The sequence below is a fragment of the Halorubrum ezzemoulense DSM 17463 genome (genome assembly GCF_002114285.1).
Taxonomy (GTDB): Archaea; Halobacteriota; Halobacteria; order Halobacteriales; family Haloferacaceae; genus Halorubrum; species Halorubrum ezzemoulense.
Window position 1 is genome coordinate 1 of record NZ_NEDJ01000013.1, and the last position, 18817, is coordinate 18817.

Below are 18817 nucleotides of genomic sequence, written 5' to 3' on the forward strand. Positions count from 1 at the left end.
TGTGCTGTTCATCAGAGAGTTCGGTTGGTCTGCCTTCGCGCGGATCGTCGTAGGCGACTTGCTCGACCGGCTCATCAGCGAGCCGGTCGAGCCGGCCAACCCACCGAGACAACCATGGACCGGTGTATCCGTATCGTTCAGCAACCTCCGCCATCGTTGCACCGTCTTCTTCAAGATAGTTGATCACCGCCATTAGCCGCTGTGTCGGCTTTTTATCTTCGACCTCCGCGAGAGCGTCGCGGAGGTCGTCAAGAGTGGCGGCGTCAAGCGTAGACATACTTGCTAATCACACTCTAACCTAAAGAATATTTAGCTGACAGTATTAAGAATCGCGAACTCGGGCGGCGGGTCGCGCCGGCGCTACTTCCCTCGCCGTCGTTACCCGTCTATCGCGGCCGCGACCTCGTCGGCGACCGCGTCGAGTTCGTCGTCGGAGAGGTCCGGCCGCCCGCCGGCGACCGCGTGGATCGCCGCGCCGCCGTCGCCCTCGAAGCGCGGGACGACGTGAACGTGGACGTGCGGGACCTCCTGCCCGGCCGCCTCGCCGTCGTTGACGCCGACGTTGGCCCCGTCGGCGCCGACGGCCGCTTGAATCTCCGGCGTGAGCGACGCGGCCGCGCCGAACAGGTCGCTCGCGAGGTCGGCGTCGAGGTCGCCGACGTGGTGCGCGTGCGACTTGGGGATCACGAGCGTATGTCCGCGCGCGAGCGGGTTCGCGTCGAGGAACGCCAGCACGGAATCGGTCTCGTAGACGGTGCGCGCCGGGATGTCGCCGGCGACGATCGAACAGAAGATACAGTCGTCGGACATACCCGAGCGATCGCTCGGCCGTCTCATCAAGGTTTCCCGGGGCGGCTGTCCCTCAAGATTTGCGCCGTCGCGGCGCCTGCGTCCCGCGCCGCCAACGGACCTATATCCGCCGCGCCGAAACGGCGGGTATGGACGACCGGCTCGAACGCGTGATCCGCCAGCAGCTCCGCAAGGCGGGCAAACAGTTCGAGGAGGCCAAACGCGCCTACGCCGAGGGGCGCGACGACCCCGAGGGCGACGCGGCGGCCGCGGCGCGGTTCGACCTCCCGACCGACGAGTCCGGCGCGGCGCGCATCGTCTGCCGCCGCCACGCGGAGCGACGGACCGTCCCGGTCGACGCCGAGGGCCGTCCGGCCTGCTTCGAGTCGGGTCACCCCGACTGCGAGGGGTGCGCCGAGGACGTCCGCGACGGCGTCGTCGAGACGTGGTGACGGGGGACCGGCGCTAGGCTCCCACCGATAGCGCCGCGGTCCGACACGCCCCGGTTTGTTTTCAGACGTACAGGTGCGGCGCATGAACCGGACCGCCGCCGTCGCCGGACTCCTCGCCGCAGTTGCCGGATTTGGTACCGGATTCCTCGTTGACTTCACGGCGCTCGGGTTGCGGTTCCGCCTGCCCTTATCCCCCACGCGCGGGGCTCCTCGCCGAGCTGGCGCTCCCGCTGCCGAACGCCATCTGAGGCGGCTCGCCTCGGCGCTCGGGCGGCCCGACGGCGTCGGTGCGACCGCTCTCGGCGCGACGACGGCACAGAAGAGATATACCGAGCGGCTGAAAACAGGTGGAAACGTCCGAATGACGCGATCGATCAGTCGACGAGCGGCGCTCGCAGGGCTCGGCCTCGCGGCCGCCAGCGCCGGCTGTCTCGGTCGCACGGAGAACATCGCCGGCCGCGATCCCCCCGAGCAGCTAACCCTCGAGATCAACGCCACGCCGGCGGACGCCGACCCCAACGGGATCCGCATCGCCAGACAGCTCGAAGAGCACCTGACCGCCGTCGGCATCGATGTCCGGCTCAACACCGTCGGACAGACCGACCTCTGGCGGAAGGTGCTCATCAACCAGAACTTCGACCTCTACGTCGGGCAGTTCGTGGAGACGGAGCCGTTCGACCCCGACGCGCTGTACGGGCTGACCCATTCGCGGTTCGTCGCGGAGTCGGGGTGGCAGAACCCCTTCGGCCTCACGGAGATGGCCGTCGACGACCTGCTCGAACGGCAGCGCCGGGCGGCCGGCCGCGACCGCGACGACGCCGTCGACGCCCTCCAAGAGACGGTGTGTGAGCTTCAGCCCTTCTCCGTCGTCGCGTTCCCCGACGCGCTCACCGCCGTCCAAGAGAGCCGGTTCGACGGCTGGACGGAGGACCGACAGCCGCTCTCCGTCACCGGGCTCCTCGAACTCGACGACGTCGCCGCCGACGGCTCGGGAGGCGGCGGTTCCGCGACGAACGCGTCGGCGGGCGGCGTCGAGACGACGACCGACGCGGCCGCCGCCGACGCGACGGGGGACGCCCTCCGGCTCGTGACGACCGACGACCGGATCACGGAGAACTGGAACCCGATCGCCGCCGAATACCGGAACCACGGCACGTTCACGGGTCTGTTGTACGACCCCCTCGTCCGCGCGGACGGCGACGAGTTCTTCCCGTGGCTGGCGACCGGCTGGGAACGGGTCGACGAGACCACGCTCGACGTCACGCTCCGAGAGGCCTGGTGGCACGACGGCGAGCCCGTGACGGCGAGCGACGTGGCGTTCACCTACGCGTTCCTCCGCGACACCTCCCTCGGGAACGTCGAGACCCCGGTTCCGACCCCCCGGTTCCGCGGCCGGAGTTCCGTCGTCGAGGGGGCGCGCGCCCGCGACGAGTCGACGGTCCGACTCACCGTGGCCGACGTGAACGAGACGGTCGCCGCCAGGGCGCTCCGGGTGCCGATCCTCCCGGAACACGTCTGGTCAGAGCGGACCGGCGCGGCGACGATCGCCGGCTTCGAGTTCGACTTCGAGACCACGGAGGCGATCGTCTCGAACAACCCCGACCCCGTCGGGAGCGGGCCGCTCCGGTTCGTCGAGGCGACCGCCGGGGAGTCGGTCGCCTTCGAGCGGAACCCCGACCACTTCCTCGTCCGGTCGACGCCCGAGGACGACGCGGACGCGTCCGGGGAGACCGCTGACCCGCGAGCGGGGGTCCCGTCCCGATACCACGGGAAGCCCGCCTTCGACCGGCTCCGCATCGAGGTCCTGCCGTCGGACATCTCGGCCGTGGAGTCGGTCGCCGAGGGACTCGCGGACGCCACCGTCTCGAACCTCGGGCCCGAGTCGGTCCCGCGGATCGGTCGCTCGGCCGACGCCCGGCTCGTGAGCGGGCGGTCGGCGGCGTTCTACCACGTCGGGTACAACGTGCGCCGGAGCCCGCTGTCGAACCCCCGGTTCCGGGCGGTGATCGCTCGGCTGATCGATAAGACCGCGATCGTCGACGGCGCCTTCGACGGCTACGCGCGGGCGGCGACCTCGCCGCTCGCGGCGTCCTCGGCTGATGTTCCGGAGTCGGTGGCGTGGGCCGACGGGAGCGACCCAGTCCACCCGTTCTTCGACGACGGTGGGTCGCTGGATGTCGCGGCCGCCCGCGAGGCGCTCCGGGAAATCGGGTACCGGTTCGACGGCGAGGGGCGGCTGCTCTCGCGGGGGCGATGACGCCGTTCCTCTCGGTCCTCACGTCGGTCGTGGCGTGGGTCGTGGCGATGCTGGTCGTCGCGAGCGTCGCGGTGATCGGCCCCGCCCGGCTCCGCGAGACGTGGAGCGGGCTCCGCGACCGGCTCTGGGACGCGCGTCGGGCCGTCGCTGTCGTCTGCGCGGTGCTGATCGCCAGCGCCGTCGGGCGCCCCCCGCTACTGGACGTCTCCAGGCTGTTCGGCCTTCAGGCGACGGCGTTCATTTACGGGCTGGAGGGCGGCTTCGTCGCGTGGGTTCAGGCGACGTTCGCGACCCCCGCGCTGACCGCCTACTTCTCGTGGGTGTACGTGTACGGCTACGCGTTCCTGCTCGCGTTCCCGCCGGTCGCGTACCTCGCGCTCCCCCGGACAACGACGTTCAGCCGCGTCCTCGTCGCGTACGCGCTCAACTACGGGATCGGGCTGGTGCTGTACACGGCGGTGTTCGCCCACGGCCCGCGGAACGTGATGCCCGACATGGTGACGCCGCTGCTGTTCACCACGCAGCCCGACGTGATGGCGCTGACGAGCGAGGTGAACGTGAACTCGAACGTCTTCCCGTCGCTTCACACCTCGCTGTCGGTCACCGTCGGGACGTTCGCGGTGCTGACCCACGAGGAGTACCCCCGGTGGACGCCGGTCGCGGTCCCGCTCTCGCTGTCGGTCGTGGTCGCGACGATGTACCTCGGCATCCACTGGCTCACCGACGTCGTCGCCGGGTTCGCGCTCGCGTTCGGCTCGGTGGCGCTCGCGTACCGGCTGGTCGAACCGCGGTCCGACCCCGGAGTCCCGCGCGACGGCCCGGAGGACGACCAGCCGCCGTCGGAGCCGAACGCGAGCGACTGACCCCCTCGACCGCCGCCGAACACACCGTTTTGTATCGCCGGGCGTTACGCCCGTCCATGAGCGCCGACCGACAGACCATCACGGTGTACTCGGACTACGTCTGCCCGTTCTGTTATCTGGGTCGTCAGTCCCTCTCACAGTATCAAGAGAACCGCGACGAGGAGCTCGCGATCGACTGGCGCCCGTTCGACCTGCGGAGCCAGAAGCGCCGCCCGGACGGGACGATCGACCACTCCGTCGACGACGGGAAAGACGACGAGTACTTCGAACAGGCGAAACAGAACGTCCGCCGGCTCGCCGACGACTACGGCGTGGAGATGGACCTCGACATCGCCGAGGATGTCGACTCGCTCCCCGCCCAGATCGTCTCGTACTACCTCCGTGAACACCACGACTACGAGACGTGGCTCGCCTTCGACGAGGCGGTCTTCGCCGCGCTCTGGGAGGACGGTGAGGACATCGGCGACGCCGACCTCCTAGCCGAACTCGCCGTCGACGCGGGCGCCGAGGCCGACGAGGTGCGGTCGGCCCTCGACGACGAGACGCTCCGCGAGACCGTCCGCGAGCGGTTCACCGAGGCGCAGCGGGAGGGGATTACCGGCGTGCCGACCTTCGCATACGACGGGTACGCGGCGCGCGGCGCCGTCCCGCCCGAGCAGCTCGAACGCCTCGTCGAGGGGACCTGAATCCGTTCGTCGTCGCGGTGAGGCACCGACCGTTCGCCGTCCGAGGAACCCGGTAGCTCGGCCGAGCGGGAAGAACACCACTAATTAATACCACTAGGTTGTATCACGACTATGCCCGAGTACGAGCCGGTCGAGCCGCCGGTCGCGCTGACGATCGCCGGCAGCGACAGCGGCGGCGGGGCGGGGATCCAAGCGGACCTGACCGCGATGCGCGCGCACGGCGTCCTCGGCACATCAGTCGTGACGGCGACGACCGCGCAGAACACCCGCGGCGTCGAGGACGTTCACCCCCTCCCCGCCGATCACGTCGCGAGCCAGTACGCGGCGGTCGCCGACGACTTCGCCGTCGGGGCGATCAAGACGGGAATGCTGGCGACCGCCGAGACCGTCGAGCAAGTGACTGAACTGGTCGCGGAGACGGACGCCCCGCTCGTCGTCGACCCCGTGATGGTCGCGGCGACCGGGGATCGCCTGCTCTCGCCCGCCGCGGAGGACGCCTACGAGGGGCTGATCGCGGACGCGACGCTCGTCACGCCGAACGCCGACGAGGCCGCGGTGCTGACCGACGCGCCGGTCGACACCCCCGCCGATGCCGAGCGCGCGGGCCGCGAGCTCGTCGCGCTCGGCGCCGACGCGGCGCTGGTGAAGGGCGGGCACCTCGACGGCGAATCCGCCGAGAGGGACGCTGTCGTCGACACCCTCGTCCGGGCCGACGACGCGGGTGGTAGTGCCCCGGAACGCGTCGCGCCGACCGTCGACCGCTTCGAGACGCCGCGGATCGACACCGAGGCGACGCACGGTTCCGGCTGCGCGCTGTCGAGCGCGATCGCCGCGCGACTGGCGAGAGGGGAGCCGCTCCGCGACGCGGTCGACGCCGCGGTCGCCGGGATGACCGAAGCGGTCCGACGCGGTTACGACGTGGGAGAGGGCCCGGGCGCGGTCAATCCCACGGCGTTGGGCGAGGAGTGACGGACCCCGCCGCCGGAACTCACAGGTACGCGAGCGGGATCATAAGCGCGACGCCGAGCGCGACGCCGCCGACGAGGACCGGTTTGCCGCCGCGCGGGAGGTCGGCGCCCGTTTCGAGCGCCTCGGGGACGAACTCCGACAGGACGAGGTAGATCATCGCGCCCGCCGCGAAGCCGAAGCCGTACGGGAGAAACTCGCGGGCGTACCGGACGAACGCGAACGCGATCACAGCGCCGATCGGCTGCGGGAGACTTGAGAACACCGACCACCACACCATCTTCCACTTCGAGACGCCCATCGCCCGCAGCGGGATCGAGATGGCGGTCCCCTCGGGGACGTTGTGGATCGAGATGGCGACGGTCATGAACACGGCGAGCAGCGGGACGGTGAAGCCGAACAGCGCGGTCCCGCCCTCTAGCCCGAGGTCGGCGAAGGAGACGCCGACCGCGATCCCCTCCGGAAAGCTGTGGACCGTCAGCACGCCGAGGATCAGGATCAGCTTCTTGAAGTCGGCCTCCTCGTACTCCCGCGGATCAATCTCGGTGTCCGCCAGGACCTCGTGCGCGATGACGACGAGGACGACGCCCGCGAGCATCCCGACGCCGATCTCAACCGCTGTCCCCTCCGCGAGCCCCTCTTGGATCAGCCCGAACAGCGACGCGGAGAGCATGATCCCCGACGCGAACCCCCACAGCGCCACGTTCCCGCGGTCGCTGATCGTCTCGAAGAAGAAGAACGGCAGCGCGCCGATCCCGGTCGCCAGCGCCGTGATCAACCCGGCGACGAACACGAACGCGTAGGCGTCGAGTGCGACCATTCGTACGCGACGGTACGCCGCTCCGGGTCATAACTCCGAGGGACGCCCCCACGCGCTGGGAACTACCTACCCCTCCGAGGCGAAGCCGAGTTCACCCCAGGCCGTGAGCGAGACCGGAAATAAGCACCAACAGAAACAGCGCGACGAGGAGCAGGAGTACTGCGAGCTTGGTGCCGAGCGCGCAAGACGGACCGCCGCCTCGAACTCCGCTCCGTCGCGGTCGAATCGGTACGTCCACGTTCACGATCCGCCCTGCGGTCGAATCGAAGTCACCGGTCGGTCTCCGCCGCGACGGCATCGACCGTGCTCGGCGAAGCGGCGGCGCCGGTCGCGTCCCCCGCGCTGGCCGATCCGTTCGCCGTCGGCTCGGTCGTGTTCTCCGGCGGCTCCGGCGACGGTTCGGACGGCTCCGACGCGTCGTCATCGTCCGTCTGGCTCGTCGCGTCGGTCTCCGACCTCTGCGCGTCAGACGTGCTGTCGTCGGTGTTCGACGTGTCGTCGGTGTTCGACGTGTCGTCATCGTCTGTCAGAGTCTTCGCGTTGGTCTCCGAACTCTGTGCGTCAGACGTGCTGTCGTCGGTGTTCGACGTGTCGTCGGTGCCCGAGGATGTCACGGCCGGGTCGGACTCGTTGCTGTCCGTGTCTGCGGATGTCACGGCCGGGTCAGACTCGTTGCTGTCCGTGTCTGCGGATGTCACGGCCGGGTCAGACTCGTTGCTGTCCGTGTCTGCGGATGTCACGGCCGGGCTCGACGCGCTCTCGTTCGCAGCGTCAGCCGTATCGGAATCCGTGGTGTCCGGCGTTTCAGACGGACTATCCTCGTTTTCCACGGTTGCCGTTTCGTTCCCCGACTGATCCGCTTCGGCTGTCGCCGAGTCGGTTACCGGGACCGAGGCGTTGGTGTCCGCGGTGGGTTCCGAGACGTTGCCGCCAGTGGGCGCCGAGACGTTGCCGCCAGTGGGCGCCGAGACGTTGCCGCCAGTGGGCGCCGAGACGTTGCTCCCAGCGGGCGCCGAAACGTTGCTCCCAACGGGCGCCGAGACATTCTGGTCCAGTCCGGCGCCGTCTCCGTCAGGGTCGCTCGTCCCGTTCTCGACGGCCACCGCGGTGAGATCGACATCGGCGGTCTCGTTGGTCTGGCTGCCGTTGGTCGAGGTCTCGTTGATCTGGTTCAGTTCGTCCGGGGTTTCGAACGTCGCGGTCACGTCGACGCTCGCCGAGAGGACGGCGACCGTGGCCCCTCCGGCGAACGCGACGCCCCACACGAGGACCGCCAGCGCGACGAGCGCGACGAGCCCACGGTTCGCGGCCATCAGTCGCCCTCCCCGGCGGCCTCGGGACGTGAGACCGGTGTCGACCCGGGCGTCGACGCCGGCTCGGCCCCGTCCTCGGCCGCCGTCGTCTCCGCCCCGGCGGCGACCGCCGCCGAGTCGACGGTGTCGTTCGGCTCGGACGCGCCCCCGTCGGACTCGGGGGAGTCTCCGTTACGCATCGCGTCTGTCGTCGGTCCGCTTGCGTCCGTCTCGACAGCCGGATCCGGCGTTCCACCGCTGCGGTCCAAGACACCGCTGGCGGGCACCCACGCGGCGAGCGCCCCGAGCAGCAGCGTCGACACGCCGATCGCGACCGATATCGCGACGGCGGTCCGGAGCTCGAACGCGACGTACACCGCGTACGGGGCGAACGCGGCGAGCACCGCCGCCGCGCCGCCGACGGCGTCGACCGAGACGCCCCCGGAACCGCTCGCCTCCTCCGTCGCCTGCGCCGTCACGATTTCGGCCGCGGGACCGGGTCCAGCCGCCGGGTCGGGCCCGACTACCGGATCGAGTCCGGCCGTCGCCCCGTCTCCGTCGCCGGGTTCGTCGACGGGGTCGACCGGATCGACGGTCATCGAGGGTTGCGATTCAGATCCGTCGCGGCCCCGGACGATAGACCAGATCTCCGTCGCGGCGAGCAGCCCGAACGGGAACAGGACCAGCGCGACGAACCCCACTCGCGTCCCCGCGAACTGGATCACGTACCCGACGTACGGGATCGTCAGCGTCACGGCGCCGACGAGGCTCCCGGCGGGGACGAGCCCCGGATCCGGCCCCTCGTTGGCGTCGCCCATCGTCTCGAACGCGAGCGTGCCGGCCTCGTCGACCACGTCGATCACGCGGTGCGTCACCGGCACGTCGCTCGTGCCGCGGACGAACGTGATCACGTCGCCCTCGGCGATCGCAGTCGGGTCGCGCTCGGCGACGATCACCACGTCGCCCGGCGCGATGGCGGGCGTCATGCTCGCCGTGAGCACGACGAAGCTCTCGTCCGCGCCGACGACCTCCGGCGCCGCGTACACCGCGAACGGTGCGACGAGGGCGATCAGCAGGACGATCCCGAGTACGTTCGCCGCGCGCTTCGTCCGTGGTGATGTGAGTAGTTTGGTCATCAGTTCTCCTCCGTGCCGCACAGCGGCTCACCGCCCGTGGTCGCGGCCGCGGCGATCTCGTACAGCCCGCCGTAGACGTCGCCGACCCGGAGCGGAACCGAACAGCTCGTGTGGATGTTGACGCCCGCGTGGCCGCCGCCGTTGCCGCCATTTCCGTTTCCTCTGCTGCCGCCGCCGTTTCCGCCAGTACCGTCGGCGTCGGTCTCGGGGTCGGTGCCCGTCCCGCCGTCGTCGAGGTAGATGTTGGGGCCGATCCAGCCCGGGTCGCCGTTGGTCGGCGCGGCGGTCCCGTCGACCACGAAAGTCCCGTCCGGAGTCACCTCGCCGTCGAACACGGTCGTCCCGGCGGTGCCTCGACCGCCCGCGCCGCCGCCGGTGGCGACGACGACCACGGTCGCCGGGTCGTCGCCGAGGTACCGGAGCGTGAGCGAGCCGACCGCGACGCCGTTCTCGTCCTCGCAGGGGACGCACGCGGACGCGCACTCGGTCTCTACGAAGGGGTTCGACCTCGCCGCGTCCGCCTCGGCGACGTGGCGGCACTGCTCCGCGTACACCCGGAACGTCAGGTCGGTCGCCGCGCCGCCCACGTCGGGCGAGTCCGCCGGGAGGTACGGGAACACCTCGACGGCGACCGGGTCGGCGTCGGGCCCGAGACACCGGGCGTCGATCCGCACCCCGGTCGCGAGGTCGCGCTCGACCTCGGCGAGGGGGCGGTACCCGCCGGTCACGGATTCGCCGTCGACGACGACATCGACCTCTAGGGCGTTCCCGAGGCGATCGCCGTCCGGACAGGGGGTCGCGAGCCACACCCGTACCGGGTTCGCCGACGCCCCCACGTCAAACGTCTCGGGTCCGGGACGCTCGTCGAACGTCGTCCGATCGACGGTCAGCGGGCCGAGCGAGACGGTCCCGTCGGTGGGGTCCCCATCGACCGTCAGTCCGACCTCGCCGGCGCCGAAGACATTGCCCGGGAACGTCTCCCGATCGGCGAGGTACGCGCCCGTGCCCATGCCGCTCGCCATGCCGACCGCGCCGACGCCGCCGATCCCGGCGAGCAGCCGTCGTCGGCTCAGCCCGCCCGGGCGCCGCCCGCCGTCGTCGGGGCTCATGCGTCGCCTCCGGCGCCGCCGCCCCCGGCCGCTACGTTCCCGTCGAAGGGGTTCCCCTCGGCGCCGCACTCGTCGGCGGCGAACTCCACGAGGAAGTCGACCGCGCCGCCCTGTCCGGCGTTGCCGCCCTCGCTGTCGAACTCCCACGCGAAGGTCAGGCAGCGCTGTTCGCCCGGGGCGAGGCAGCCGTCGCCGAGGAGCCCGGGGCGCAGTTCGATCCCGTCCGCGAGCGCGGAGCCGTCGATGTCCGCGAACGTCTCGTCGGCGATCAGCTCCCCGGCGCTCGCGAACTCGCCTTCGGCGCCGCCGCAGCTACCGATGCCGAATATCCCGGTGTCCTGCCGGACCGTGAGCGTGACGCGCTCCGCGAGCGCGGCGCTCGCGGCGTCGGCGCCGTCGAGGTGCGGGTCGATCCGCAGCCACACGCGGGCGGTGTCCTCCGGATCTTCGAGCCGGAGCCCGACGCTCGCGGTGCCGTAATCGTGCGGCAGCGCGTTGCCCACGTCGACGAGCCGGACGCCGACCGCTCCGACGTCGTCGACCGCGCCGACCGCGCTCGAATCAACGAGCGTCCCGTTCTCCGTGCGCCGCCACCCGACGAGCAGATTGAACGGCGTGTCCGTCTGAGCGTACGTGTAGTTCGTGTACTCGTCCCAGTTGTCCGTTCCCGTCGGTCGTCCGGAGGCGGCCCCGAGGGCCGCGAAGCCGACGGCTCCGGCGCCCGCGAGTGCCTCCCGCCGCGTGAGTCCCGATTCTTTCTGTGTCATTGTGTGTCGTCGCGGCTCCGAACGGCCGTATCGTCGATACCCTTCCTACTCTCACGACGCTCGTATGTATGCGCGCCCTACCCGCCCGGACCGGTGACCGTTCCGGGCGGTACGGACGCCGTACCCGCCCGCGGTCGGCCGATCGGCAACAGACCTTCGTTCCCGCCCGCCGACGCCGCGACGCGGTCCGAGACGCGCTCTCAGGCCGACTGAACCCCCGCGCCGTCGTTGTGGCGCGCCTGCTCGGTGTAGAAGCCGAGGTCGAAGCCGAGCGCGTCGCCCTGAACCTCGTTGCCCACGCCGATCGGCAGCTCCCATTCGAGCGCGACGCAGTGCATCACGCCGTCGCCCGCGAACGGGTCGCGGTTCTCGTCGTCGGCCGGGTCGGCCAGCTCGCCGTACGGCGTCGCGCGGTTCCCATCGAGCGGGATTCCGTCGCCGCTCTCGAGCTCGTCGAGCACGTCCGCGAGCGAGCCATCGATGATGATCTTCTCCTGTCCAGTCTGTGCCGCGAGGTTCCCGAACACCGAGGGAATGACGAGCAGGTCGTCGATGTCGTTGAAGAATGACGGATCGCCGCCCGGCCCCCCCGCGGGGCCGGCCATCGACGACAGCACCGCGTCGTTCGCGCTGCCGACGGAGATGGTGTACACGTTCGTCGCGGGGTTCGGCGACGCCGCGCGGGCGTCGTCGGCTGCGTCCACGGGGTCGGCGAACTGGGTGCTGCCGGTCCCGTTGAACGACTCCCCGTCGGAGAGGACGATGTTCCGGAACTCGACGCCGCCGCGGCCGTTCGCGTCGAGTTCGGCCTGCGCGTCGTTGACGCCCTCGCCGATGTACGTCCCCGTCGCGATGCCGCTCGCGTTCGAGAACGGGTCCGCGTCGCTGTCGTCGATGTCGGGGTCGTTGTTCGTCCCGCTGACGACGTTCGCGAGCTTCTTCCGGAGCCCGTCGAGCGCGTCGTCGACATCGTCGAGGTCGGCCGTCAGCGGCTGGAGGAGCCCGGTCCTAGGCTCGGTGTCGCCGCTCCCCTCGCCGTCGAAGTACGTGACGCCGACCTGGACGTCCGACCCCTGCGACTCGAGGTAGTCGACGAACTGGCGGGTGCCGAGCTCGACGAGGTCGATCTTCGTGGTCTCGTCGTAGGTGGTCCCGCCCACCGTGATGTTGTCCTCGCTCACCACGCCGTCGAACTGATCGTACAGCATCGACCCCGAGAAGTCCAGCGTGAGCATGATGTCGACCGGCTCCGCGCCGTCGTACACGTTGTCGCAGTCCTCGTCGTACCAGAGCTTCGCCTCAATGGCGTCGCCGAGGTCGCCGACGTTATCCGGGTCGACGGTCAGTTCCGGTTCGGTTTCGGTGCCGCCGTCGTCGTCGACGTTGGCCGCCTGCATCCAGATGTAGCCGGGGTTGTCACAGAGGTGGAGCGAGAAGGTGATCTCGCCGGAGTCGCCGGGCTTCACGTCGGTGAGCCGGACCAGCGTCTTCATCACCTCGCCCGTGACGGGGTCCGTGCCGAAGTCCGCCTCCGACAGCGGCGGGATGGTCTCGCAGTCCAGGATCGGAAGGTTCGCGCCGTTGCTGTCCTCGTCGTCCTCGTCCGGGAAGTCGCTGTACGTGAACACCTCGCCGTCGATCTCGATCGACTGCTCGCCGTCGCCGTCGTGGTCCGGGTGCGCGCTGACGAACTGGTTGCCCTCGCCGAAGTCGTAGGTCTGTTGCCAGTCGACGAGCAGGTCCAGCTGGCCCGCGGTGAGGGTGTTCCCGTCGAACGACTCGGTGTCGTTGAAGTACGCCGTGGTACCGAGACCCGCGCCAGCCGAGGCCACGCCGACCGCGCCGAGGCCGGCCAGCACGGTCCGCCGCGACAGTCCGATGGAGTCGATGTTGTCGTTGTCTGCCATGATTGTGAATCCCCGAAGGGAGTCCCACCGACGGAGTCGAACCGTCGTCCCGGCCGCCCGCGCGGGTCCGGGGTGGGAGGCGATCACGCCGCTTCGAGCGACGTCGTCAGCACGTTAGTCGCTGAACTCGATCGCGTTCGCGCTGTTGTAGAAGTCCGGGCCCAACGAGGGGTCGACGTTGACCTCCGCGATGGGTCCCTCGCCGCCGGTGCTGCCGTACCCGAGCAGCCGGAACGTCGGGTTGATGTCGCTGTTCGGGATTCCGAACACGATCGTGTTCCCGACCTTCACTGCCGAGAAGCCGGCCGGAAGCGGTTCGGCGGCGCCGTAGCTCCCGCCGTTGTTCGGCTGGTAGCCGAACGGCGCGTCCGGGAACCCGGCGTTGGGCTGCCAGATGAGCTGCCAGTCGTGGGTGCCGTCATCGTCCGCGTCGACCGCGACCGGGAGATTCGTGCTGGAGTAGTCCGCGGTGTCGAGGAAGTCGACCCCGTCGCCGTCGTCGGCGAACGCGAAGCTCAGAACGGTCTGGTTCTGGCCGAACGAGACGCTGGTGTAGACGTTGCCCTCGGTGGGGTTGCCGAGCGTCTGGCCCTTCCAGTCGTTGTCGTACGCCGTGACGACGGTCTCGTCGACGCAGGGGTTGTGCGCCCCGTCGTTGTGGCGAGCCTGAACCGCGTAGAACTCGAAGTCGAACATGACCGAGTCCGTCTGGATCTCGTTTTCGACGCTCGTCGGCACCTCCCAAGTGAAGCAGACGCACTGCTCGTCGACGTTCGGTTCGCCGTCGGTGAACGCCTCCGTGACGCCATCGAAGGTGGGACGATCCGCGAGGGGCGCGTTCGCATCGCCGTCGCTGGACAGCGGGACGCCGGCCCGGAGCGCGAGCATCACGTCCCGCAGCGAGCCGGAGACGATTTCGTCGCCGATGTCGTTGCCGCCGTCGCCGTCGTCGGTACAGTACGAGACGGTTACCTGCATCGCGTCCGCGAGTTCGCCCGTGCCGTCTCCGGGGTCGCCGCCGGTGTCGTCGTCGTCCATCTCGGGCTCGGACTGCCCGTTCTCCGCGTTCGCGGTCAGCTCGCCGCACATCCACATGTACGCGGGGTTGTCGACGATCGAGAAGCAGAACTCGCCCTCGCCGGAGTCGCCGGGTTTCAGGTCGGAGACCCGGATGCTGAGGGGGTCGCCCGTCGAGCCTTGGCCCTCGATCCCGACCACGTTCCCGTCGACGTACGTTCCCGGCTCCGTGGAGTACTGCGCGTAGCTGCCCTGGTCCTCAGAGTAGTCGACGTGGACGAACAGGTCGAGCGAACCGGCCGTCAGCTCGTTGTTCGCGAACGTCTCCGTGTCGTTGAAGTACGCCGTGGTGCCGAGGCCCGCGCCCGCGGAGGCCACGCCGACCGCACCGAGTCCGACCAGCATCTTGCGCCGCGATAGTCCGATTTTGTCGTCGTTCATGATATGTTGTCCCCAGTGGGGGACTCCCGGTGGCGGTCGCGAACCGCCGCGTCGGCCGCCCGAAGGCGCCGAGCCGGGAACCGGACGTGTCTCGTCGTCCGGGGCCGCGTTGCTCCGAGGAGCTAGTTCGGATTGCTCACATTGCCGGTGCCGTTGGGGGCGGGACCGGGGCTGGTGCTGTTCACGTCGGTCCCGTTGAACGCCACCTGCGGGTCGTCGTTGTGCCGCGACTGCTCGGCGTAGACAGCGAGATCGAAGCTCACGGAGTCGGTCTGGATCTCGTTGCCGACATCCGCCGGGAGCGTCCACTCGAAGCCGATGCACTGGGTGGTCGCGCCGGGGTACGGCTGCCGACCCTCCTCCTGCCGGTTGCCGTCGAGCGCCTCGCCGTCGGCCAGCTCCGCGAAGACCTCGCTCATCGTGCCGGAGAGGATCTTCTGTTCGCCCGCTAAGACGATCTGCGCGATCTCGGCGTAGACCGTGTCGAGGTCGGCCGGGTCGGGCGCGAGGAACGCGTCGCCGGGCGACGACGAGATGTCCTGGACGAGGCTGGCGTCGACGTTGTTGCCGAGCCCGATCCCGAAGATACGCGTGCCGGCGTTCTTGGCCGCGGTGGCGGCCGTCCGAGCGTCGCCGACGTTCTCGAAGCCGTCGGTCAAGACGATCATGACCTTCGAGGCGCCGGGCGTCGCGTTCGTGCCGCTCGTGAGCTCGGTCTGTGCGACGTTGATCCCGCCCGCGACGTTCGTGCTGCCGGACGCGGTGTAGTTGTTGATCGCGTTGATGACGTCTTGGTAGGTGGTCGTCAGCTTCTGGTCCAGCGACGCGCCGCTCGCGAACGAGATCGCGGCGGCCTCGTCCGGCGACGAGAGGTTACCGACGAAGCTCGTTGCGGCCGCCTGTAGCGCCGAAAGGTTCGCGCCGCTCATCGAGCCGGAGGTGTCGCTGACCAAGGCGACCTCAAGCTCCTGCCGCTCGCCCGTGCCCGTGGGCTCGTACACGTTGTCGCAGTCCTCGTCGTACCAGACGCAGACCTCGATGGCGTCGGCGAGGTCGCCCTGGTCGGGCGTGTCGTCCGCGTCCGCCTCGGGCTCGGACTGCCCGTTCTCCGCCTGGGTTAGCTCGCCCGCGAGGTAGACGTACGCGGGGTTGTCACAGATGTGGAGGCTGATCGTCACCTCGCCGGAGTCGCCGGGCTTCACGTCGTCGAGCGTGAACACCGGGATCCCGTCGCCGTTGACGAGGAACTCGTCCATCGCCGGTGAACAGAAGTCGATCTCGCCGGTCACGTAGTCCTCCCAACTCTGCCCCTCTCCGGGCGCGGGCGTCTGGTCGAGCAGGTAGCGCCCGTCGCCGAGGTCCTCGACGTCAGGGTACCCCATCGCCTCGATGTCGTCTAGGCGCCCGGGGCCGCCGAGGTACGTCGACTTGTAGTCCAGCTTCAGGTCCAGCTCGCCCGCGGTGAGGGTGTTCCCGTCGAACGACTCGGTGTCGTTGAAGTACGCCGTGGTACCGAGTCCCGCGCCCGCGGACGCGACGCCGACCGCGCCGAGGCCCGCGAGCACCTTGCGCCGCGAGAGTCCGATTTTGTCGTTTGTGTCTTTGCTCATGGTGTCTCCTCCGACTCGCCCCCCGTCCGCGCTGGGCTGACCGAATCGGTTACTTTCCCCTCCGAGGGACACCCACCTAGTTACGCGCCCCCACGTCACCGTCGAACGACCGATTCCAGCCGGTAGAACCCTTCACGCCACCGGTCAAATGTCGCGTTCGACGGGCGGTCCGGCGCCCCTACCGTGGCGGATCGCGACCGCATGCGATTCATACCCACACCCCAGATCGCCGCACGGACACCGTACTCGGCGGGTCGAACCCGGCAGGCGGCCCGTACCTCCCGCACCCGATCGGCGGTCCCCCCGGGTAGCCAGCCCATACATATACCCCCGTCAGACGCAGGAAGTAGCAGAACTCGGGCGCCGCCGGGCGCGGCCGCCCGGCCCCCATCTCCATGAAACTCCGAAACGACGTGCTTCCGGCCGAACAGGTGTACGCCATCCTCGCGAACGAGCGCCGACGGCGCGCGATCGAACAGCTCAGCTCCGTCGGCGGGACGGTCTCGGTCAACGAGCTGTCGACGCTCGTCGCGCGCCGCGAGACGGGGGAGACCCCGCCCCCGAAGCGCTGTCGCGAGAGCGTGTACACGTCGCTGGTCCAGACGCACCTCCCGAAGCTGGCCGAGGCGGGCGTGATAACGTACGACCGCGAGTCGCAGACGCTCGAACTCTCTCGACGCGCACGCGACGTGCGCCTGTACACGGAGATTCTCGCGCCCGGCGGCGCGACGTGGTCGGAGCTGTACCGCGCGCTGGCGGTGGGATCGCTGCTCGTCGTGCTCGCCGCGCTCCTCGACGTCCCGCTCGTGTCGGCGGTCGACCCCATGCTGTGGACCAGCCTCGCGCTCGGCGCCTTCGCCGCCGCCAGCGCCGCCCAGCTGTGGGTCAACCGCTTCTCGGTATTGCGACAGCTGCGGCTACGCTGAGGCCTCTCCGACGCGACTTCCCGGAAACCCACTCCCCGAAAACTGACCGTCCATTCCTCTCGACTCGTCCGACCTCCCTCGGCTTCCTACTCGCTCGCGGCCGCGAGCGACGCCGGCAGTCGCAGTTCGAACACCCGCGCGTCACAGCCCGCACAGCGACCGGCGACCACGTCGTAGCTGGAACAGCAGGACTCGACGACGCGCTCTTCGAGCGCCACGTCCCCGGCGCACGACGGACACTCCGCGACGAACAGCCGGAGGGCGCCGAGGACCGCGCTCCGCTCGGCGAGCGGGCGATCCGCCCAGTCGCCGTCGAGCCCCGTCAGCACGCGGTCGGCCGCGGCGTCGGCCCGGAACGCCGGCCGCGACTCCCAGTGACCGATCCGCTCCTCGCCGGCGTACGCGAACCCCGCGCCGCCCCGCCAGTCGATTGAGAGTTCGTGCCGGTCGAGTCCGGTGAGCGCCGCGAGCGCCGCGAGGTCGTCGCGGTCGGTCCGTCTCCCCTCGTCGGGCGTCGCTCCCGCCCCGTCCTCGGCCGCCGCCCGCCACGACGCGGCGAAGTCGGGGGCGAACGCGAAGTCGTCGCCTGCGGGCGTCTCGACGAGGACGCCCGCGTCGAGGAGGTACGTTTCGGGGTCTACCTCACCGACGCCCAGCCCGCGGGGCTCGGCGTTGCCGGGCGCCTTGCCGAACAGCGCGAGCGCCCGCTCCGGGAGGTAGCGCTTCGTGAGTTCCGGCGTCCCGGGAACGAGGTACCCGCGGAGCCAGATGGCTCCGAGCGCGCCGCCGAACCCGACCGCCCCGAGTAGCGGCGCGCCCACCGCGGCCACCGCTCCCGCCCCGGCCGCCGCGATGCCGACGTTGACGGCCGTACAGGGGAGACACCGGTTCGCACCGGTGTACTCCGGCTGCCGGAGGCGACCGACGACCGAGTCTCGTGACACGTTCATGCTGGTCCGAACGCGACGCACCGACCTATGTATGCGCCGCCTACCGCGTCCGACGCGGGCTCTCCGGCCCACAACATCGTTACAGCGCCCGGACAAATCCACTTGTATCGATGTGATGAACTGTGTCGGAGACGTCAAGAACGCCCGAAGTACGGCGAGTGTGTACGGTTCTGTTCGGGCGAATCTTCCGGGGACCGGCTCTAGTGGGTACAATGCGAAGTGATATATCCTCCCATGATAACCGTACTCTCATTCGGCATGTATGAGCTATGACACCACAACTCGCCAAACAAGCGGCGTCGTCGGACACCGACGGTGAGGGCCCCTCGCGCGACGAGGTGTTCACCGCGCTGAGCAATCGGCGGCGTCGCAACGTGATCAAGTACCTGAAGACCAACGGCACCGAGGCGCGCGTCAGGGATATCGCCGAGCAGCTGGCCGCGTGGGAGAACGACGTCGAGATTCCGGCGGTGACGTACAAGCAGCGCAAGCGCGTGTACACCGCGCTCCACCAGTCGCACCTGCCGAAGCTGGCGGCGAGCGGGTTCATCGACTACGAGTCGGACCGGGGGCTGGTGTCGCTCACCGAGGAGAGCCGACAGCTGGAGGTGTACCTGGAGATCGTCTCGGAGAACGAGATCCTCTGGGCCGAGTACTACGCGGGGCTCGCGGTCGTGTGCGGACTGCTGGCGACGGCGGGGTGGACCGGGACCGCCCCGTTCGGCGCGGTCTCCGGGTACGCGTACGCGGCGCTCTTCACGCTCGTGTTCGGGGCGTCCGGGATCGCTCACCGGGCGTCGACGAAGCGGAACCGGCTGGGATGACGGCG

17 protein-coding genes and 1 pseudogene are annotated in these 18817 nt (G+C 69.8%); 7 read left to right on the forward strand and 11 right to left on the reverse strand.

What is annotated here, in order from left to right; genetic code table 11:
• Together B9H04_RS05570 and B9H04_RS05575 are read right to left on the reverse strand one after the other, a co-directional pair.
• A pseudogene (locus B9H04_RS05570) lies at nt 1–277 on the reverse strand (IS630 family transposase); the annotation flags it as partial.
• 101 nt (nt 278–378) lie between these two features.
• The gene (locus B9H04_RS05575) at nt 379–810 is read right to left on the reverse strand and encodes an HIT domain-containing protein (protein WP_049932159.1); all 432 of its coding nucleotides are present in this window, start codon (nt 808–810) and stop codon (nt 379–381) included.
• A gap of 128 nt (nt 811–938) precedes the next feature.
• On the opposite strand from B9H04_RS05575, the gene B9H04_RS05580 reads away from it, so the two are divergent.
• The 5 genes from B9H04_RS05580 to thiD all read left to right on the forward strand — a co-directional run bounded on the left by B9H04_RS05580 (nt 939) and on the right by thiD (nt 6016).
• On the forward strand, nt 939–1241 hold the full coding sequence (locus tag B9H04_RS05580; protein ID WP_049932161.1) for a DUF7091 family protein: 303 nt from the start codon (nt 939–941) through the stop codon (nt 1239–1241).
• A gap of 361 nt (nt 1242–1602) precedes the next feature.
• Complete coding sequence (locus B9H04_RS05585) at nt 1603–3498, forward strand: ABC transporter substrate-binding protein (protein ID WP_049932164.1); 1896 nt, start codon at nt 1603–1605, stop codon at nt 3496–3498.
• Entirely contained in the window at nt 3495–4361 is an 867-nt protein-coding gene (locus B9H04_RS05590; RefSeq protein WP_049932166.1) for a phosphatase PAP2 family protein, read from the forward strand. Before B9H04_RS05585 ends, B9H04_RS05590 begins: the two co-directional genes overlap by 4 nt.
• 56 nt (nt 4362–4417) lie before the next feature.
• Entirely contained in the window at nt 4418–5047 is a 630-nt protein-coding gene (locus B9H04_RS05595) for a DsbA family oxidoreductase (protein ID WP_049932168.1), read from the forward strand.
• A 111-nt stretch (nt 5048–5158) separates the two neighbouring features.
• Nucleotides 5159–6016, forward strand: a complete 858-nt coding sequence (gene thiD, locus B9H04_RS05600) for a bifunctional hydroxymethylpyrimidine kinase/phosphomethylpyrimidine kinase (RefSeq protein ID WP_049932170.1) — start codon at nt 5159–5161, stop codon at nt 6014–6016.
• 19 nt (nt 6017–6035) lie between these two features.
• Here the strand turns inward: thiD and B9H04_RS05605 are convergent, their stop codons facing one another.
• The 8 genes from B9H04_RS05605 to B9H04_RS05640 form a co-directional block, all read right to left on the reverse strand.
• Nucleotides 6036–6833: a ZIP family metal transporter gene (locus B9H04_RS05605; protein ID WP_049932171.1), complete on the reverse strand. Its 798-nt coding sequence runs from the start codon at nt 6831–6833 to the stop codon at nt 6036–6038.
• A 269-nt stretch (nt 6834–7102) separates the two neighbouring features.
• Entirely contained in the window at nt 7103–8146 is a 1044-nt protein-coding gene (locus B9H04_RS17905; RefSeq protein ID WP_049932172.1) for a hypothetical protein, read from the reverse strand.
• Nucleotides 8146–9261 (reverse strand): signal peptidase I, encoded by a 1116-nt coding sequence (locus B9H04_RS05615; RefSeq protein WP_049932174.1) that lies wholly within the window; start codon nt 9259–9261, stop codon nt 8146–8148. The genes B9H04_RS17905 and B9H04_RS05615 overlap by 1 nt, the downstream gene beginning before the upstream one ends.
• Nucleotides 9261–10370 carry a DUF7467 domain-containing protein gene (locus tag B9H04_RS05620; protein ID WP_085682519.1) on the reverse strand — a complete coding sequence of 370 codons (1110 nt, stop codon included), beginning with the start codon at nt 10368–10370 and terminating at the stop codon, nt 9261–9263. The genes B9H04_RS05615 and B9H04_RS05620 overlap by 1 nt, the downstream gene beginning before the upstream one ends.
• Complete coding sequence (locus tag B9H04_RS05625; RefSeq protein WP_049932177.1) at nt 10367–11137, reverse strand: hypothetical protein; 771 nt, start codon at nt 11135–11137, stop codon at nt 10367–10369. Before B9H04_RS05625 ends, B9H04_RS05620 begins: the two co-directional genes overlap by 4 nt.
• Nucleotides 11138–11337: 200 nt before the next feature.
• The gene (locus B9H04_RS05630) at nt 11338–13044 is read right to left on the reverse strand and encodes a SipW-dependent-type signal peptide-containing protein (protein WP_049932179.1); all 1707 of its coding nucleotides are present in this window, start codon (nt 13042–13044) and stop codon (nt 11338–11340) included.
• A gap of 114 nt (nt 13045–13158) precedes the next feature.
• Nucleotides 13159–14502, reverse strand: a complete 1344-nt coding sequence (locus tag B9H04_RS05635; RefSeq protein ID WP_049932180.1) for a SipW-dependent-type signal peptide-containing protein — start codon at nt 14500–14502, stop codon at nt 13159–13161.
• A gap of 122 nt (nt 14503–14624) precedes the next feature.
• A complete protein-coding gene (locus B9H04_RS05640; RefSeq protein ID WP_049932182.1) occupies nt 14625–16112 on the reverse strand; it encodes a vWA domain-containing protein in 1488 nt (495 codons plus the stop codon).
• Nucleotides 16113–16507: 395 nt separating this feature from the next.
• On the opposite strand from B9H04_RS05640, the gene B9H04_RS05645 reads away from it, so the two are divergent.
• A complete protein-coding gene (locus B9H04_RS05645; RefSeq protein WP_049932183.1) occupies nt 16508–17038 on the forward strand; it encodes a DUF7344 domain-containing protein in 531 nt (176 codons plus the stop codon).
• 86 nt (nt 17039–17124) lie between these two features.
• Here B9H04_RS05645 and B9H04_RS05650 read toward each other — a convergent pair whose 3' ends face one another.
• Complete coding sequence (locus B9H04_RS05650; protein WP_049932184.1) at nt 17125–17988, reverse strand: hypothetical protein; 864 nt, start codon at nt 17986–17988, stop codon at nt 17125–17127.
• 269 nt (nt 17989–18257) lie between these two features.
• Here B9H04_RS05650 and B9H04_RS05655 point away from each other — a divergent pair, with 269 nt between their 5' ends.
• Nucleotides 18258–18812 carry a DUF7344 domain-containing protein gene (locus B9H04_RS05655; RefSeq protein WP_049932185.1) on the forward strand — a complete coding sequence of 185 codons (555 nt, stop codon included), beginning with the start codon at nt 18258–18260 and terminating at the stop codon, nt 18810–18812.
• Nucleotides 18813–18817: the final 5 nt, after the last annotated feature.

What these genes read in the sequence shown, in the direction of transcription:
- B9H04_RS05575 (WP_049932159.1), bottom strand. Translation starts at nt 810, where the DNA reads ATGTCCGACGACTGTATCTTCTGTTCGATCGTCGCCGGCGACATCCCG.
- B9H04_RS05580 (WP_049932161.1), top strand. Translation starts at nt 939, where the DNA reads ATGGACGACCGGCTCGAACGCGTGATCCGCCAGCAGCTCCGCAAGGCG.
- B9H04_RS05585 (WP_049932164.1), top strand. Translation starts at nt 1,603, where the DNA reads ATGACGCGATCGATCAGTCGACGAGCGGCGCTCGCAGGGCTCGGCCTC.
- B9H04_RS05590 (WP_049932166.1), top strand. Translation starts at nt 3,495, where the DNA reads ATGACGCCGTTCCTCTCGGTCCTCACGTCGGTCGTGGCGTGGGTCGTG.
- B9H04_RS05595 (WP_049932168.1), top strand. Translation starts at nt 4,418, where the DNA reads ATGAGCGCCGACCGACAGACCATCACGGTGTACTCGGACTACGTCTGC.
- thiD (WP_049932170.1), top strand. Translation starts at nt 5,159, where the DNA reads ATGCCCGAGTACGAGCCGGTCGAGCCGCCGGTCGCGCTGACGATCGCC.
- B9H04_RS05605 (WP_049932171.1), bottom strand. Translation starts at nt 6,833, where the DNA reads ATGGTCGCACTCGACGCCTACGCGTTCGTGTTCGTCGCCGGGTTGATC.
- B9H04_RS17905 (WP_049932172.1), bottom strand. Translation starts at nt 8,146, where the DNA reads ATGGCCGCGAACCGTGGGCTCGTCGCGCTCGTCGCGCTGGCGGTCCTC.
- B9H04_RS05615 (WP_049932174.1), bottom strand. Translation starts at nt 9,261, where the DNA reads ATGACCAAACTACTCACATCACCACGGACGAAGCGCGCGGCGAACGTA.
- B9H04_RS05620 (WP_085682519.1), bottom strand. Translation starts at nt 10,370, where the DNA reads ATGAGCCCCGACGACGGCGGGCGGCGCCCGGGCGGGCTGAGCCGACGA.
- B9H04_RS05625 (WP_049932177.1), bottom strand. Translation starts at nt 11,137, where the DNA reads ATGACACAGAAAGAATCGGGACTCACGCGGCGGGAGGCACTCGCGGGC.
- B9H04_RS05630 (WP_049932179.1), bottom strand. Translation starts at nt 13,044, where the DNA reads ATGGCAGACAACGACAACATCGACTCCATCGGACTGTCGCGGCGGACC.
- B9H04_RS05635 (WP_049932180.1), bottom strand. Translation starts at nt 14,502, where the DNA reads ATGAACGACGACAAAATCGGACTATCGCGGCGCAAGATGCTGGTCGGA.
- B9H04_RS05640 (WP_049932182.1), bottom strand. Translation starts at nt 16,112, where the DNA reads ATGAGCAAAGACACAAACGACAAAATCGGACTCTCGCGGCGCAAGGTG.
- B9H04_RS05645 (WP_049932183.1), top strand. Translation starts at nt 16,508, where the DNA reads ATGAAACTCCGAAACGACGTGCTTCCGGCCGAACAGGTGTACGCCATC.
- B9H04_RS05650 (WP_049932184.1), bottom strand. Translation starts at nt 17,988, where the DNA reads ATGAACGTGTCACGAGACTCGGTCGTCGGTCGCCTCCGGCAGCCGGAG.
- B9H04_RS05655 (WP_049932185.1), top strand. Translation starts at nt 18,258, where the DNA reads ATGACACCACAACTCGCCAAACAAGCGGCGTCGTCGGACACCGACGGT.